Below are 15396 nucleotides of genomic sequence, written 5' to 3'. Positions count from 1 at the left end.
ATTTCTTATAATCGCCAAAATTTAAAAAGAGAGAAATTTGCAAGTTTATATCCACGTGCCATTTTGCGAGAGCAAGTGTCCTTACTGCGCCTTTGGCTCAAGCGATGACGAATTTAAAAAGGTTAGCACCTATTTTAAAGCGCTTTGCCTTGATCTAAATTTCCAGCTAAAAAGCCAAAATGTAAAAGAAATTTCAACCATATTTTTTGGTGGTGGCACACCGAGCGCAGTAAATGCTAACTTTTATGATGAAATTTTTAGCATTTTAGCTCCACTTTGCACGCCTAAAACCGAGATCACATTTGAGGCAAATCCAAATTCAGCAAATTTAGCTTGGCTAAAGCATGTAAAAAATTTAGGCGCAAACCGCATAAGCTTTGGCGCGCAAAGCTTTTTTGAAGATAAGCTTAAATTTCTAGGGCGCATCCACAGCAAGGAGCAAATTTTTAAAACGGTTGAAAATGCCCATGCAGCTGGCTTTAAAAATATAAATTTAGACTTCATCTATGACACTAAATTTGATACCAAAAAGCGCCTTTTGGCTGAGGTTGAAAACTTAAAAAGCCTTGCTATCACGCATCTTAGCGCCTACTCGCTCACACTTGAAGAAAACACCCCATTTGCTGGCAAAAAAAGCTATAAAAAGAATAGCGACACTTTGGCTAAATTTATGATAGAGCAGGTTGGGAGGGCTGGCTTTAAGCAATATGAAATTTCAAATTTCGGGCAAATTTGCAAGCACAATCTTGGCTACTGGCAGGGCAAAAACTACCTTGGCGTGGGAGCTTTTAGCGTGGGCTTTAAGGACGCCACCAGATACTACGCCAAAAATAGCATAGATGCCTACATCACGCAGCCAACGCATAGAGAAAGAGAAATTTTAAGCCAAAGCGAGCTAGCAAGAGAGCATATATTTTTAGGGCTTAGAAGCATCGTTGGCGTGGAGGCTGGGCGCTTAAGCGAGGCTCAGAAAAAAAGAGCAAATTTACTTGTAGAAAATGAAAAACTACTCTTTAAAAATGGCAAATTCTACAACCCAAATTTCTTATTAAGCGACGAGATCGCACTCTTTATCGAGGGCTAAATTTATAAAAATTTGAGCAAAGTCAAGATAAAATACAAAGCTTAAATGAAATTTAACAGAGGCAAAAATGTTTGGAATGAGTTTTTCTGAGATATTGGTCATCGCCGTGATCGCCGTGCTAGTTTTGGGCCCTGACAAGCTACCAAGCGCTATGGTGCAGATCGCCAAATTTCTAAAGATGTTTAAAAAAGGCATAAATGACGCAAAATCAACATTTGATCAAGAGATGAAGATAGCCGAGCTCAAAGAGGACGCTCAAAAATACAAAGAGAGCATAACTCAAAGCGCTCAAAGCGTGCGTAAAAAACTCACTTTTGAAGAGCTTGACGAGATCAAGAAAAGCGCAAGTGACGTCACTGAGAGCATTCAAAACGTCGTAAGCGACACCAAAAAAACGGTAGAAAATATACAAAATCCAACAAATTTAGTTAAAGATGCGATCTTAAACGATAAAAAAGAGGCGTGATGTTTGAAGAGCTAAGACCCCATTTGATTGAACTTAGAAAGAGGCTTTTTATAAGCATAGTAAGCGTTTTTGTCTGTTTTGGCATCTGTTTTACATTTTGGAATCCACTGCTTGCATGGATGAGCGAGCCACTAAAGCAGGTCTTGCCAGCTGGTTCAAACATCATTTTTACACAAATTCAAGAGCCATTTTTCACTGCGATGAAGGTCGCCTTTTTTGCTGGCTTGGTGCTTGCTTTGCCTATCATTTTTTGGCAGTTTTGGCTATTTGTCGCACCTGGACTTTATGACAATGAAAAAAAATATGTGATCCCATTTGTGCTTTCAGCCTCATTTATGTTTGCGTGCGGGGCGGCGTTTTGCTACTACGTGGTCATCCCGCTTGGCTTTACATTTTTGGTAAATTTTGGCGGTCAGCTCTTTACGGCACTGCCAAGCATAGGCGAGTACGTGGGCTTTTTCACGAAACTGCTGATCGGCTTTGGAATTTCATTTGAGCTGCCAGTCATTACATTTTTCTTAGCAAAGATCGGCCTAGTCGATGACAAGATGTTAAAAGACTACTTCAGATACGCAGTAGTCGTCATCTTCATCTTCGCAGCCATCGTGACACCGCCAGATGTTATAAGTCAAATTTTAATGGCAGTGCCACTCATCGGACTTTATGGAATTTCTATCATCGTAGCCAAAAGAGCCGGTAAAAGCGACGACGATGAAGAAGATAGCGATACAGACAGCGACGCAGGCGATGAGTGATATAAACAACATCTCAAGCTACGACTACTTTTTGCCTAACGAGCTCATCGCAAAAGAGCCAGTTTTGCCCAAAGAAGAGGCGAGACTGCTTGTTTATCTTAAAAAAACAAAAGAGATAAAACACTATAAATTTAAAGATCTAGCCAGTCTCATCCCAGATGACGCCGCGGTTATTTTTAACAATACAAAGGTAGTTAAGGCCCGCATTTTAGGACGCAAACAAAGTGGCGGAGCCTGCGAAGTGATGCTAAATCAACCACTTAGCGATAATAAATTTAGCGTCTATATAAGAGGCAGAGTAAGTGTCGGCAGCGTTTTAAATTTCGCTGATGATATAAAGGTAAATGTGCTTGAGCTAAATAATGATGGCTCAAGGGTGGTAAATTTCACCAAAAATGGCGTTATTTTAGATACGGCGCGACTTTTTAGTGAGCTAGAAAAGATCGGCCACGTCCCACTTCCGCCATATATCAAAAGGGCTGATACAAAGGACGATGAGAGCTGGTATCAAAGCATATTTGCTAAAAATAGCGGCGCAGTCGCAGCTCCAACAGCTAGTCTGCACTTTAGCGAGCAGATGCTAGAGAGAATAAAGGCAAAGCACGAGGTCGCCTACATCACTCTTCACGTGGGTGCTGGGACGTTTAAAGGCGTGGAGTGCCAAAACATAAACGACCACAAAATGCACTCTGAGTTTTACGAGCTAAGCGAAAAAGCTCAAGAGATCATAAACTCAAATAAGCCCATACTTGGCGTTGGCACGACGGTTACTAGATGCGTTGAAGAGTTTGCTAGAAGCAAGCAGCCAAGCGGCTTTTGCAAGCTATTTTTAAACCTAAATAATAGACCAATCAGGCAAAACTACCTTTTAACAAATTTTCACCTGCCAAAATCAACGCTAATCATGCTAGTTACTAGCTTCATAGGGATTGAAGAGACGATGAGGATTTACGAAACGGCAGTTAGCGAAAAGTATAGATTTTACTCTTATGGCGATGGGATGCTTGTGATATGAAAAATGTCGATTTTGTCGCGCAGATGGAGCTATTTTTGGAGGCGCTTTTTAAGGACGCAGCGGCTGGGAAGAACGCCATCGTCTTTAACTACAACCCAAACTACCCACGCTATCTAAGCTTTGAAGCGCATAAGCTAATAGGCGCGATCAAAAATTTAAGCAAATTTTACCTAAATAGCGTTAGCAACTCAAAACTGCTCATATCCTTTACTCTAGTAAGCTACAGCCTAAGTTTGGTGCATTTTGACATACATATAAGATGCACTTCGTGCCCGCAAAAGCCAAATGAGAGGCTAGTAAAAGAAGCTAGCGAGCTACTAAAAGAGCTAAATGCCAAGATGAGCGAAACTGAGGACGGCTTTAATATAAGCATAAGCGTGCCACTGCCAAAAAGCGGGACATTTAAAAGGCAAAGCGTCGAGATAGCCAGCCTTCTAGGCAAAAATGCGATAATAGCTTGCGATGATGAAAATTTATTTTTAACACTAAGTCATGAGTTAAGCTTTACAGGGCTGAAGCTTAGCAAACAAAAGAGCTTTGAGAGTTTAAATTTACACATAAAAGATGCCATTTTTAAGCCAGACATCATCTTTGTGCAAAAGGAGTATCTAAGCGACAAAGTAAGGCTTGATGAGATGCTGACTTATCAAAAGCTTAAGAATTTCTACATCGTCATCATCAGCAAGGATGAAGCCAAAAGCATTAAAAGCGAGAAGATGACTACGCTTAGACAGCCATTTACTAGCGATAGCTTGCACGAGACTTTAGGGGTGGTGGCTAGAAATTTATAAAATTTTTAGATATCTCTTCAAGATGATAGTGGCTGAGACGCTATCGAGCCTGCCATCTCGCTTTGTGTTTGTGTAAATTTCACTTGCCTCGCTGCTGCTAAAGGCCTCGTCTTGATATACGATATTAGCCTGCACATCAAGAAGCGAGACAAAATGCTCTATGCGCCTTCTCATCTCATCTTCGCTACTGCCGCCGATCGGAACGCCCACTACTAGCGTGTTTGGAGCGTATTCATTTACTTTTTGGCTCACATCTCTTGCGGCTTGATTTCTATTTTTTCTAAGCACTGGCTCAAGGGGTGTCACGACCTCGCCAAAGCCAAAAGCAAGCCCTATGCGCTTTAGTCCAACATCGATCGCCATAAATTTCTCTCTCATAGTGCGCTTTTTACTCTTAAATTTGAAATTTCAACTAGCCCATCAAGCTCGTATTCATAGATGATCTCGCCAAATTTAGCCAATGCTTCATCAAGGCTAACGCCATTTTTGCAAAATTTCAAGATCTCATCATCAACTTTTTCTTGCACTTTTACCTCGCCAAAAAGTGAGGCAAATTTAACGTAATCATCGATAAGTTCGGCCTTTTTGCTAGCCAGCAGAGCATTCGTTCCACTACTCTCATTTATGCGCTGAGGCAGGACAAAGAGAGGGATTTTAAGCTCATTTGCAAGCCTTGCACTTTGCATCGAACCACTTCTTAGATCAGCTTGAGCTACCACAAGAGCTTGCGCAAGCCCCACAACTATGCGGTTTCGCTCTAAAAACCTATAAGCAATCGGCGGCTCGCCCTCGTCATACTCACTTAGAGCCAAGCCCTTTTCATAAATTTCTCTTATCGCTGCTTTATTTTGAGCTGGATAGATGATGTCAAGTCCATTTGCAAAAACACCGATAGTTCGTGGCATGGCAGCCTTGTGCGCCGTGATATCCACGCCGATAGCCCCACCACTTACCACGCAGACATTTGCGCTTTTTAGCGCTGCGCAAAGTTCTGCAACACACTCTTTTGTATAGACACTTGCCTTTCTTGAGCCAACGACTGCAACTTTTGGCATGCTAAGAAGCGAGGTGTCACCTATGAAATTTAGCTCTTTTGGGGGATTTTTTAGCCTATTTAGCGCCTCTGGGATGATTTCAAGCTTCATAAAATATCTTTTAGATAAACAACTTCTACATCTTTTAAGATGTTGTTTTTACTAGCTTTTATCACTGCGATCGTGTTTTTCTTTGGGTGTCCGATGGCGATCGCGTAGCCCCTTTTTTTGGCTAAATTTACAGCAGCTATAAGCTCTCGCCTAACCGCACTAGCCGATGGATCATCATCTAAAAATATATCTCTTGAAATGTAAGGCTGATTATACTTTTTCGCAGCCCTTGCCACGGCTGTTTGAGCGATCGTCTTACTATCAACAAAGATAAAACCCTGCTCTATCAGCGCTCTATAAGCCTTGTCCATCGCGTCATAATCACTGGTAAATCGTGATCCTGTGTGGTTGTTTGTATATTTTGCGCGCGGGAAGTCTCTTCGTATCTTTTTTATCTTTTCATGCATGCTCTCAAAGCTCTCATTTATCGTAAGAGTGCCTATCTCTGGGCTATCAAAGTGCTTTGCCTGCATCGGCAGATGTATCATATAAAACTCAAACGTTCTAGCGATATTTGGCGTATCTGGATGAGTTTTTGTCGCTGGGAAAATAGACGGAGTTATCTTTAAACCGATTGATTTTACCATGCTAGCGTGCTCAAATGTCGCCACATCATCGATTATTAGCACTAGCTTAGCACGCCCTTTTACACTGCTATTTGGAGTAAATGGCACAACTGCAAAGTCATCTTTTTTCGCGCTCTCTTTTTGCGGTTTTTCGCTATAAATTTGCTTTTTGGCTTTGTTACTAGGCTCAACCTCACTTTTTTTAGCTGGTTCTGGTTTTAAAATTTCACTATGATTTAAATTTTCTTTTATGCTTAAATTTGCTTCAGCGCTTTTGTTTTGCTCTATCTTTGCCTCTGTTTTTGTCTCATTTTTGCCTGCGTAAAATGGCTCGATAACCTGCTCGACCTTTTGCTCGACCTTTTGCTCAGGCTTTTCTTCACTCTTTGCTTCATGGCTTACATCTACGCTACTTTGCATATTTTTATATAAATTTGCAAGCAAATTTTTCGTATCGTTTTGCTCTTTTTTTGGCTCTTCTTTTTTAGCTTCTACTTTTACTTCAGGTTTTATCTCAGGAGTTATCTTTTTTTGCTCTTTTGGCTCAGTTTTTGGCTTTAGAGCAAGTTCGCTTTTGTGTTTAGGATCGGTAAAAATTTTACTTAAATTTTCATCTTCATCAAATTTTAGAGGATATTTTCTCTTCTCATACTCTTGTTTTTTATCTTTGCTAGCAACTTTTTGCTCAGCTTTTTTTGAAATTTGCTTCTCGCTCTTTGGCTCATTTACTTTACTTATCTGCTCAACATCTTTATTTTTGATGCTAAGAGCTGCGATGAGTGCCACTATCAAAATGGCAGCAATGACGCCGATACCAAGTAAAATTTTATTATGAGAGCGACCTACACTCTTTTTTGCAGGACGCTTCTTTGTAGTCTTTTTTTCGCTCAAGGCTTAGTTTTTGCTTTGATCTATAAGTTTGCCGTTAGTTATCCAAGGCATCATTGCGCGAAGTTTTTTGCCAGTTTTATTTAGCAAGCTTCTCTCGGCTATACCGCGCTCAGCATTCATTCTAACATATCCTGCTTTTCTCTCTAGGATGAAGTCTTTTGCAAATTTACCATTTTGAATTTCTCTTAAAACTTCTTTCATAGCTTTTCTGCTCTCTTCGCCAACTACTCTTACGCCGCTTACGTAGTCGCCGTATTCAGCTGTGTTTGAGATAGAGTAGCGCATATCAGCCATGCCACCTTGATACATTAGATCAACGATTAGTTTTAGCTCGTGTAAGCACTCAAAATACGCCATCTCAGGCTCATATCCAGCCTCTACAAGTGTATCAAAGCCAGCATTTACAAGTGCGCAAAGACCACCGCAAAGCACAGCTTGCTCGCCAAATAAATCTGTTTCAGTTTCATCTTTAAATGTTGTCTCAATGATGCCAGTTCTACCGCCACCTATACCGCAAGCATAGCTTAAAGCGATCTCTTTAGCCTTTCCACTTGCATTTTGCTCAACAGCTATAAGATCAGGTATGCCGCCACCCCTTACAAATTCACTTCTAACTGTGTGTCCTGGAGCTTTTGGAGCGATCATGATGACGTCTATGTTTGCTGGAGCTTTGATCTGTCCAAAATGAACGTTAAAACCATGTCCAAATGCGATAGCAGCGTGATCTTTTAAATTTGGCTCGATCTCATTTTTATAAATTTCAGCTTGAAGCTCATCTGGCGTTAAGATCATGATCACGTCAGCGCTTTTTGTAGCTTCGCTAACAGTTTTTACCTCAAAGCCTTTAGCCTCAGCTTTTGCCCAGCTTTTGCCGCCTTTTGCAAGACCTATAACAACACTTACACCGTTATCTCTTAAATTTTCAGCGTGTGCGTGACCTTGTGAGCCAAAGCCAATGATCGCTACTTTTTTACTTTGAATAAGGCTTAAATCGCAGTCTTTATCATAATAAACATTTATAGCCATTGTTTCTCCTATTGTTAAAATTTGGCGAAATTATACATTTTAGCAACAAAAACGTTGCTGAAAAAGAGCAAAAAAGTATCTTTAAGTTTTATGCTGCAGCTTTTTGCTATAATGTGACAAAATTTTTAACTAAAAGAGTCACTTTACATGAATGAATCAATTTTTAAAAAAATCAAAGCGCTTCCGCCACTAGACGACACTGTCATACAGATCCAGCGCCTACATGCTGACGAAAATAGCTCGATAAATGACCTCACAAAAGTGGTCGAGAAAGACCCTATGCTAACAGCAAATATCTTGCGTTCAGCAAACTCACCACTTTACGGTTTTTCTCAAGAGATCACAACTATCGCAAGAGCCATTTCACTTTTTGGCATGGCTACTATCCGCGGTTTTGCGCTATCAAGTGCCATCAAAAAGACCTTTTCTATAAATTTAGAGCCGTATGACATTACCGCACAAGATTTTTTAAATATCTCAATCATGCAAAATGCTTTGATGTATCACTGGTATTCAAAGATCAAGCCTAGACATTTAGAAATCCTTTCTCCTGCTTCATTTATGCTTGAAGTTGGTAAGCTCGTTTTAGCACATGAACTCACAGAAAAAAGTAAAGTAAAAGAATTTAAAACAAAACTTAAAGAAATCTCATCTACTTATGACCTTGCGCTTTTAGAGTCTGAAATTTTAGACATCACAAACGAAGAGGTTACAGCTCAAATTTTTGAGCAGTGGAATTTAGAGATCGAGCTTGGAAATTCTATCCTCTACTCAAACACTCCTGAAGAGGCACCTGATCACATAAAAGAGTATGCAAGGGCCCTAAAGGTAGTAAAAACAGCGGTTAATATCTTTAACCAGCTTGATGATGTGAGCGTAAATAACGCAACACTTCTTATAAATGAATATGGCTTTGAGAGAGATACATTTTTAATGGCTGTTAGCAAAGTCAAAGACAATTTGTGAAAGAATTTTTAACATCACTTCTAGTTGGCATCAAAGAAAAAGAGATATCAAACGAAGATAAAGAGGTCTTACGTAATCTCCTAAATCTTGGTGCCGTAAGCTTACATAAAGATAAATTTTACCTAAACAACGGCTATGTCTGCGGCAAGCTAGACATCAGCCAAAACGCAACTGGCTTTATCATGCCATTTGACAAGCGCTTCAAGCAAGATATCATCGTAGAAAATAAAAATTTAAACAACTCTCACCTTGGCGATATCGTGCTAGCAAAGCTTTTGCCACTTAAGAAAAAACGCCAAAGCGCTAAGATAGTAATGAGCCTAAAGCTTGCAAATGAGACTAGCGTGGTCTATACAAAACGCTTTGGAGCGGCCATTTTAGGGGTAAATTTAAAAACTGGACTAAGCACAACCCTAAAGGCAACGCAAAAAAGCCTAAAGATGCTCCCGCTTGGGACGCTACTAAAGATAAACAACCTAAACAACGAAATAGTCGAGGTTTTAGGAAATTTAGAAGATCCGCTAAGCGATGAGAAAATTTCGCTTGCTATTTATAATAAAAACGATAAATTTAGCGAGGCCTGCGAGCTTGAAGCAAAGGCTTTTGGCGATGAAGTCGATGCTAGCATGTATCCAAACAGGGTCGATCTAAGAAATTTAGACTTTTGCACGATCGATCCAGTCGATGCTAAGGACTTTGACGATGCCATATATTTTGATGAGAAAAAGCGCGAAATTTACGTCGCAATTGCCGATGTAAGCGAGTATGTGACCGCATATAGCGCCATAGATAGCGAGGCTAAAAAAAGAGGCTTTTCTATCTACTTTCCGCACATCTCAGTGCCGATGTTGCCGCGCGCGCTTAGTGAAAATATCTGCTCGCTAAAGCCAGACGTGCCGCGCCTTGCATTTTGTTTTAAAATTTCACTTGATGCAAACAACGATGTAAAAAAAGAGGAGCTTTTTGAAGCGATCATCCTTTCAAAAAGGCGCTTTAACTACGATGAGATCGATGAAATTTTAGAGGGCAAAAGAGAGTGTGAAATTTCATGGATCAAGCCACTTTTTAAACTCACCACAAAGCTTCGCAAAAAAAGGCTTTTACACGCGTTTGACTTTAGGACAAAAGAGCTTAGAATGAGCCTTGATGATGAGGGTCAAATTTCACAAACTAGGTTTGAAAGCGACTCCGACTCACATAGACTTGTTGAGGACTGCATGCTTTTAGCAAACAAGGCTGCTGCTAAGCTCATCACAAAGGGCGTTTTTAGAAACCACGCTTCGCCTGATTTTAAAAAGATAGATACCTTGCTTGAGGACTTGCAGCTTTTGGGACTTGACTTTACCTACGAGAGCGACCTTGCAAATTTGATAAGAAAGATCCAAGCAAAGGCTGACGAACTAGGCAACCGCGAAGAGATAGATAAGCTCATCATCAAGTCTCAAAAAAAGGCTGAATACTCAAGTGAAAATTTAGGCCACTTTGGGCTTGGATTTGACAGATATACGCACTTTACAAGCCCTATTAGACGCTATTCTGACCTTATTTTACACAGACTTTTAAAGGCTAAAATTTCAAAAGATGAGAAGCTTTACAACTTCTTACTTTTAAACATCCAAAGTACATGCGCAACCTTAAGCGAGCTTGAAAGAGAGGCCGACAAGGTGGCCTACGACTTTATGGATAGGAAATTTGCACGCTGGGCAGCTGCAAATATCGGCAAAGAGGTGCGTTGCTACGTGAGCGAAAACCAAAATGTTTTGGTCGCTAAGCTTGATGATTACTTTGTTGGAGCTAGGATTTTCATCACTGGATACAGCGCAAATTTACTTCAAAAGCTTGTCGTAAAGATCACAGAAGCCGACATCGCGAGCGCTAAAATTTTTGCAAAAGTGGTAAGAAAGATCGATGTATAGAAAAGATTTGGAGCTAAATTTAGCAAATGCAAATTTAAGCAACTACTTCTTGCTTTTTGGCGCGGACGAGTTTCAGATCGAGCTTTTTGGCAAGGAAATTTTAAGCTTTTACTCAAGCGAAGATGCAAATTTATTAAGCCTTTATTTTGACGAGTACAACTACGCACAAGCAAGCTCTCACCTAAGCGAGCAGTCGCTTTTTGGTGGCAAAAATATCCTCTATGTAAAAAGCGACAAAAAGATCCCAGCAAAAGAGCTAAAAGAGCTCATATCGCTTTGTTCAAAAAGCAAGGACAACTACTTTTTGTTTGAGCTTTACGAGGCTGATATGAAGCTAGTTTTTGATACACAAAAGGCATTTGGGACAAATTTTGCTAGATTTTTTAAGCCCTCAAACCCAGATGAAGCGATAAATTTACTAGCCAAAAGCTCGGCTAAAATAGGCTTAAACATAACCAAAAACGCACTTTATGAGCTTTATTTTACACATAATGAAAATTTATACCTTGCAGCAAGCGAGCTGACAAAACTAAAGAGCCTAAACACCCACATCGAACAAGACGATGTAAAAAAGCTAGTTTTTGGACTTGGCGGGATAAATTTTGATGACTTTTTCAATAAATTTATGGCTCTAAAAGATATAAAAAACGACTTTTTTACCTATTTAGAAGATCCAAATTTTAATGAAATTTTACTTCTAAACTCACTTTATAAAGCATTTTTTAGGCTGTTTAAAATTTACTCTTACATCAAGATAAATGGCCGCTTAAATTTAGACGAAGCGATCGGCTACCAACCGCCAGTAAATGTGGCAAATTTACTAAAAGCAAATAGCTTAAAGTTAAGTTTAAATGCCTATTTAGAGATATTTAAAACGCTAAATTTAGCCGAGCTAGAGCTAAAAACAAATACAAAAATGGATAAAGAAATTTTCGTTTTATCGACCATTTTAAACCTCCAGCACCTCATATCAACAGCAAATATTAAGTAAATTTAAGCTAAAATCCACCCTTGCTTAATGCAAAATCCTTGCTCACAAAGTGAGCTAAATATCCATAAGGAGAAAAAATGAAACATTACGAGCTTTTATTTATTCTTAAGCCGACATTGACGGAAGAGGAAGTTAAAGCTAAGGTTGATTTCGTAAAAGAAGTCATAACAAAAAACGGCGGCGAGATCGCTACTGTCGTTGAGATGGGTACTAGAAAGCTAGCTTATACCATCAAAAAATATGAGCGTGGAACATATTTTGTTATCTACTACAAAGCTCCACCAGCACTTCTTGCAGAGCTTACAAGAAACGTAAGGATCACAGAAGATATCATAAGATTTTTAAGCGTTAAATATGAAAACAAACGCGAAATCGCAGCTTGGGAAAGACTTTGCAAAGGCATCAAGCAAACTATAAAAAAAGAACCTCGCGAGCCAAGAGCACCACGCGAGCCAAGAGCTGAAAAAGTAGACGAGCAAACATTTACAGAAGAATAATCAAGGATAAAAAATGTTCAATAAAGTAGTATTAGTTGGAAATTTAACCAGAGATATAGAGCTTAGATATACTACTAGCGGCGTTGCCATAGGAAATTCTAGTATAGCTGTGACACGCAAAATCACCTCAAATGGGGAAAGAAGAGATGAGACTTGCTTTATTGATATATCATTTTTTGGCAAGAGTGCAGAGATAGCAAACCAATATCTCAACAAGGGATCGAAGCTGCTTATCGAAGGAAGACTCAAATTTGATCAGTGGACCGACAATAACGGACAAAATCGCTCAAAACACTCTATCGCCGTTGAGAGCATGGAAATGCTTGGCTCAAATAACCAAACGCAACAAGGCGGATACTCTATGAATAGCCAAAATAGCGGTGGCTACGGACAGCAAGGCGGATATCAAAATAACCAATATAACCGCCAACAAGAAGCTAGACCACAAGCTGCGCCACAAAGAAAGCAAGAGAGTTATTCAGAAGTTCCTGATATAGACGTTGATGCTGATAGTTTCAACAATGAAGAAATACCGTTTTAATTTTAAAGGATAAAAAATGGCAGAAAAAAGAAAATATTCACGCAAATATTGCAAATTTACAGAAGCAAAAATTGATTTTATAGACTACAAAGACACTTCACTTTTGAAGTATTGCTTGTCAGAGAGATTTAAAATCATGCCAAGACGCCTAACTGGCACATCAAAAAGATACCAAGAGATGGTAGAAAAAGCGATCAAGAGAGCTCGCCACGCAGCTATCATACCTTACATAATTGATCGCAAAGACGTAGTTTCAAACCCTTTTGAAGGTCTATAATCCATAAATTTTAGCCCTATTTTGGGCTAAAATCTTTTAAATTCAACTCTTAATCTTTACTATTTCTAATCTTTTATAAAATTTTCTAATCAAATTCTTAAATTTATAAGCTTTTTAAAAATACCAAGCTAGCCAAATTTATCTAAATATTGTCTAATTTTTAAATTTACCTCGTAAATTTTTCACGCTTTTTGAAAACTTTTTTATAAATTTACTAGCTAATTTTTAAATCCTATAAGCATTTTAAAGCCTCCAAAGTAGCCAGATTTCTCTAGACGTTGTCTATTTTTAAAATTTACATATTAAATTTCATCAAGTTTTTGAAAGTCTTTTATAAATTTCACTCGCTAAATTCTTAAATTACTGCAATATTTCAAAAGGTGATTGCTTAAAAAATTTAAAACTTATCAGCAAAGCCAAATTTTGTTTAAACATTGTCTATTTTTTTAAATTTACGTCTTTAATTTCACTTATTTTCTAAGTCTTTTATAAAGTTTGGCTCTTCAAATTCTACTTATAAGCTATTTTAAAGCATCTGAACGCGCATAATTTTATATAAATATTGCCTAAAAAATAAATTTCATACCAAAAAATCCAACCGAGGTTTTAAAAATTTGTCTATGTTTTTTATAAATTTACTAGATGAAGCTTTATAAAATATTTCAAAATATTATTAAACACCCTAGGCTTGCACACAAATTTTAACTTATACTAAAAACGAATTTTTCACTTTGCTGTGATGCTTGAAATTTCTCTCATCTTATTTTTTAAAATCTTATCTCATTTGCGATCCAGCGATATGCCCGACTATAAAATCAATATTCTTAAATTTTTTATATATCAAATAAAACACCTTCATCGCTTCACATTAGCTGATCAAAAGCCATGTTCAATATTAAATTTATCTAAATTTCCGCTCTCAAATTTTATAAATTTAAGCCAAGCAGCAAATTTTTTATTTTTAGTTGGATTAGTTTTAAAAAGACAAAAGGTTAGCAATTATAAAAACTATAGAAACTTTAAAATCCAAGCCCTAAGTGAGCTTGGATCGAAGGGATTTGGATCTATCATGAAACTAAGCAAGCACGCTCCGGTTGCTAAAGAGCGTGCTTTGATGTGTTATTAGAACTTGTAAGAAAGTCCTAAAGTGCCGTTGTAGAATTGATTTTTAGATCTTGCTTTAACACCAAAGTTGATGTTTGTGCTAAGACTATCAGTGATCTTAAACTCAGCACCAGTTTTTAATGTAGCATAAGTGTATTTTTTCTTATCTGCATCAAAAGTTACATTTCTTGAGCCAGCAAAATTTAACACGCTATCATCTGCGCTTTTGCTAAGTTCTCTCTCGATACCCGGAGTTACATAGAAGTAGTCGCCTTTTTCTGTATAAGCTCTAAATTCAGCTCCAAGTTTTGCATTTAAAGTTTTTACACTTGTTTTTGCAAAGTTTAGTTCTACAGGACCGCCAGCTGTAAAGCTGTCATTTTTGAGGTTTGTATATTCAAGACCGAAGATAGGTTTTACAAATTTAGCGTTACCGATGTCAAATACATAACCATAATCAAGTGCGATATCGAAGTATTTGCTGTCGTATTTGCCTTCATTATCACCTATTAGGCTTGATTTTGTTTTTAGAGTATTTTTAGCAAAGCCATAAGCAAATTTGCTGTCTAGTTCATTTTGACCAAAGTAGCTTCTTGTATATACACCAAAGCTATAGTTATTAGCATCATTTTTTACATTATTGCCATCAGATTGAGCTTTAGCAAGTGTGAAGAAACCACCAACTATTGTGTTGTCAAATGCTTTGTCATAGCCTAGAGTAAAGCCATATACGTCAGTATTTGCAGCATCTTTTACTTTTGCTTTACCGCCAAATACATTGCCCCATAGGTTGTTGTCGTAGTTGTATCTGTTTGTATACTCTTTTACGACTGAGCTTAGTGCATCGCTGCCATTATCTGCAAATTTCTCACCAGCCATATTTTTAACAGCATAAGCAAGTGCTAAATTTCCATTATATGGATTTGATAGTTTTGCTAGACGTGTATTTGTTGCAAGGTTTGTATTAAAGATCACTATATCAGTAAAGTTACCTTTATTTAGCGATTTTGTAGCTGTGTCAAGTGTTGAGTGAAGTTCGCTTACGCCCTCAGCTACATCGTCAGCAGACTCATCTGCGATGATGCTCTCTACTCTAGCATTGCTATCAAAGATATCAGAAAGCGCAGTTAGCACATCGCTTTCGCCTTTATCTAAATTTTCAGATGTAGCGATAGCTTTTGCTCTAGTGTTAGAAATTTCTTTTACTTTTGCTTTTTGATCAGCGATAGCCTTAGTAGAAGTTTCTATTATAGTATCTTGAGCTTTAACTGCTGTAGCATCTGTTTTTACAGTAGCCATAGCTGTTTCAGCAGTAGTAGCTGCGGCTGCGGCTGCAGTTGTAACTGTGCTAAGGTCAGAAGTGCT

General features: G+C 38.3%; 17 protein-coding genes. 12 read left to right on the top strand and 5 right to left on the bottom strand.

Annotation, left to right across the window (positions count from 1 at the left end):
* The first annotated feature begins 37 nt into the window (after positions 1-37).
* From hemW to UNSWCS_RS06045, 5 genes are all read left to right on the top strand, one after another.
* Positions 38-1084 carry a radical SAM family heme chaperone HemW gene (gene hemW, locus UNSWCS_RS06065; protein WP_021087757.1) on the top strand — a complete coding sequence of 349 codons (1047 nt, stop codon included), beginning with the start codon at positions 38-40 and terminating at the stop codon, positions 1082-1084.
* Between the two features lie 67 nt (positions 1085-1151).
* Positions 1152-1550 carry a Sec-independent protein translocase protein TatB gene (tatB, locus tag UNSWCS_RS06060; RefSeq protein ID WP_012140063.1) on the top strand — a complete coding sequence of 133 codons (399 nt, stop codon included), beginning with the start codon at positions 1152-1154 and terminating at the stop codon, positions 1548-1550.
* On the top strand, positions 1550-2305 hold the full coding sequence (tatC, locus tag UNSWCS_RS06055; RefSeq protein ID WP_021087782.1) for a twin-arginine translocase subunit TatC: 756 nt from the start codon (positions 1550-1552) through the stop codon (positions 2303-2305). The genes tatB and tatC overlap by 1 nt, the downstream gene beginning before the upstream one ends.
* Positions 2298-3320: a tRNA preQ1(34) S-adenosylmethionine ribosyltransferase-isomerase QueA gene (queA, locus tag UNSWCS_RS06050; RefSeq protein WP_021087760.1), complete on the top strand. Its 1023-nt coding sequence runs from the start codon at positions 2298-2300 to the stop codon at positions 3318-3320. Before tatC ends, queA begins: the two co-directional genes overlap by 8 nt.
* A complete protein-coding gene (locus UNSWCS_RS06045) occupies positions 3317-4111 on the top strand; it encodes a hypothetical protein (RefSeq protein ID WP_021087781.1) in 795 nt (264 codons plus the stop codon). The genes queA and UNSWCS_RS06045 overlap by 4 nt, the downstream gene beginning before the upstream one ends.
* Here UNSWCS_RS06045 and ruvX read toward each other — a convergent pair.
* Genes ruvX through ilvC form a run of 4 tightly spaced genes read right to left on the bottom strand, consistent with a single transcriptional unit; the run spans position 4106 to position 7739 of the window.
* Positions 4106-4489, bottom strand: coding sequence for a Holliday junction resolvase RuvX (gene ruvX / locus UNSWCS_RS06040; RefSeq protein ID WP_004317765.1), 384 nt, complete (start codon positions 4487-4489; stop codon positions 4106-4108). The genes UNSWCS_RS06045 and ruvX overlap by 6 nt on opposite strands.
* Entirely contained in the window at positions 4486-5256 is a 771-nt protein-coding gene (gene dprA, locus UNSWCS_RS06035) for a DNA-processing protein DprA (RefSeq protein ID WP_021087770.1), read from the bottom strand. The genes ruvX and dprA overlap by 4 nt, the downstream gene beginning before the upstream one ends.
* Positions 5253-6713 (bottom strand): divergent polysaccharide deacetylase family protein, encoded by a 1461-nt coding sequence (locus UNSWCS_RS06030; protein WP_021087765.1) that lies wholly within the window; start codon positions 6711-6713, stop codon positions 5253-5255. The genes dprA and UNSWCS_RS06030 overlap by 4 nt, the downstream gene beginning before the upstream one ends.
* Before the next feature lie 3 nt (positions 6714-6716).
* Positions 6717-7739 (bottom strand): ketol-acid reductoisomerase, encoded by a 1023-nt coding sequence (gene ilvC, locus UNSWCS_RS06025; protein ID WP_021087767.1) that lies wholly within the window; start codon positions 7737-7739, stop codon positions 6717-6719.
* Between the two features lie 147 nt (positions 7740-7886).
* Between ilvC and UNSWCS_RS06020 the strand changes: the two genes are divergently transcribed.
* From UNSWCS_RS06020 to UNSWCS_RS11965, 7 genes are all read left to right on the top strand, one after another.
* Complete coding sequence (locus UNSWCS_RS06020) at positions 7887-8705, top strand: HDOD domain-containing protein (RefSeq protein ID WP_021087771.1); 819 nt, start codon at positions 7887-7889, stop codon at positions 8703-8705.
* On the top strand, positions 8702-10621 hold the full coding sequence (locus tag UNSWCS_RS06015) for an RNB domain-containing ribonuclease (protein ID WP_021087764.1): 1920 nt from the start codon (positions 8702-8704) through the stop codon (positions 10619-10621). Before UNSWCS_RS06020 ends, UNSWCS_RS06015 begins: the two co-directional genes overlap by 4 nt.
* The gene (gene holA, locus UNSWCS_RS06010) at positions 10614-11612 is read left to right on the top strand and encodes a DNA polymerase III subunit delta (protein ID WP_021087778.1); all 999 of its coding nucleotides are present in this window, start codon (positions 10614-10616) and stop codon (positions 11610-11612) included. Before UNSWCS_RS06015 ends, holA begins: the two co-directional genes overlap by 8 nt.
* A gap of 77 nt (positions 11613-11689) precedes the next feature.
* Positions 11690-12109, top strand: coding sequence for a 30S ribosomal protein S6 (gene rpsF, locus UNSWCS_RS06005; RefSeq protein ID WP_004317779.1), 420 nt, complete (start codon positions 11690-11692; stop codon positions 12107-12109).
* Between the two features lie 13 nt (positions 12110-12122).
* On the top strand, positions 12123-12650 hold the full coding sequence (locus UNSWCS_RS06000) for a single-stranded DNA-binding protein (protein WP_021087759.1): 528 nt from the start codon (positions 12123-12125) through the stop codon (positions 12648-12650).
* A 16-nt stretch (positions 12651-12666) separates the two neighbouring features.
* The gene (gene rpsR, locus UNSWCS_RS05995; protein ID WP_021085886.1) at positions 12667-12927 is read left to right on the top strand and encodes a 30S ribosomal protein S18; all 261 of its coding nucleotides are present in this window, start codon (positions 12667-12669) and stop codon (positions 12925-12927) included.
* Positions 12928-13666: 739 nt separating this feature from the next.
* Positions 13667-14053: a hypothetical protein gene (locus tag UNSWCS_RS11965; RefSeq protein ID WP_162142142.1), complete on the top strand. Its 387-nt coding sequence runs from the start codon at positions 13667-13669 to the stop codon at positions 14051-14053.
* Here the strand turns inward: UNSWCS_RS11965 and UNSWCS_RS05990 are convergent.
* Positions 14050-15396: autotransporter outer membrane beta-barrel domain-containing protein (locus UNSWCS_RS05990; RefSeq protein ID WP_035143626.1), on the bottom strand; the 1347-nt coding region annotated here is incomplete at its 5' end. The genes UNSWCS_RS11965 and UNSWCS_RS05990 overlap by 4 nt on opposite strands.

Source organism: Campylobacter concisus UNSWCS (assembly GCF_000466685.1).
Lineage (GTDB): Bacteria > Campylobacterota > Campylobacteria > Campylobacterales > Campylobacteraceae > Campylobacter_A > Campylobacter_A concisus_A.
Note: the sequence above shows the minus strand (reverse complement) of the source record. Positions and strands in the feature narration are given on the sequence as shown.

Bases quoted from the DNA above. Each gene is read 5' to 3' on its own strand.
- tatC (WP_021087782.1), top strand. From the start codon at position 1,550: ATGTTTGAAGAGCTAAGACCCCATTTGATTGAACTTAGAAAGAGGCTT.
- UNSWCS_RS06045 (WP_021087781.1), top strand. From the start codon at position 3,317: ATGAAAAATGTCGATTTTGTCGCGCAGATGGAGCTATTTTTGGAGGCG.
- UNSWCS_RS06020 (WP_021087771.1), top strand. From the start codon at position 7,887: ATGAATGAATCAATTTTTAAAAAAATCAAAGCGCTTCCGCCACTAGAC.
- holA (WP_021087778.1), top strand. From the start codon at position 10,614: ATGTATAGAAAAGATTTGGAGCTAAATTTAGCAAATGCAAATTTAAGC.
- ruvX (WP_004317765.1), bottom strand. From the start codon at position 4,489: ATGAGAGAGAAATTTATGGCGATCGATGTTGGACTAAAGCGCATAGGG.
- dprA (WP_021087770.1), bottom strand. From the start codon at position 5,256: ATGAAGCTTGAAATCATCCCAGAGGCGCTAAATAGGCTAAAAAATCCC.
- UNSWCS_RS11965 (WP_162142142.1), top strand. From the start codon at position 13,667: ATGCTTGAAATTTCTCTCATCTTATTTTTTAAAATCTTATCTCATTTG.
- tatB (WP_012140063.1), top strand. From the start codon at position 1,152: ATGTTTGGAATGAGTTTTTCTGAGATATTGGTCATCGCCGTGATCGCC.
- UNSWCS_RS06000 (WP_021087759.1), top strand. From the start codon at position 12,123: ATGTTCAATAAAGTAGTATTAGTTGGAAATTTAACCAGAGATATAGAG.
- queA (WP_021087760.1), top strand. From the start codon at position 2,298: ATGAGTGATATAAACAACATCTCAAGCTACGACTACTTTTTGCCTAAC.
- ilvC (WP_021087767.1), bottom strand. From the start codon at position 7,739: ATGGCTATAAATGTTTATTATGATAAAGACTGCGATTTAAGCCTTATT.
- rpsF (WP_004317779.1), top strand. From the start codon at position 11,690: ATGAAACATTACGAGCTTTTATTTATTCTTAAGCCGACATTGACGGAA.
- rpsR (WP_021085886.1), top strand. From the start codon at position 12,667: ATGGCAGAAAAAAGAAAATATTCACGCAAATATTGCAAATTTACAGAA.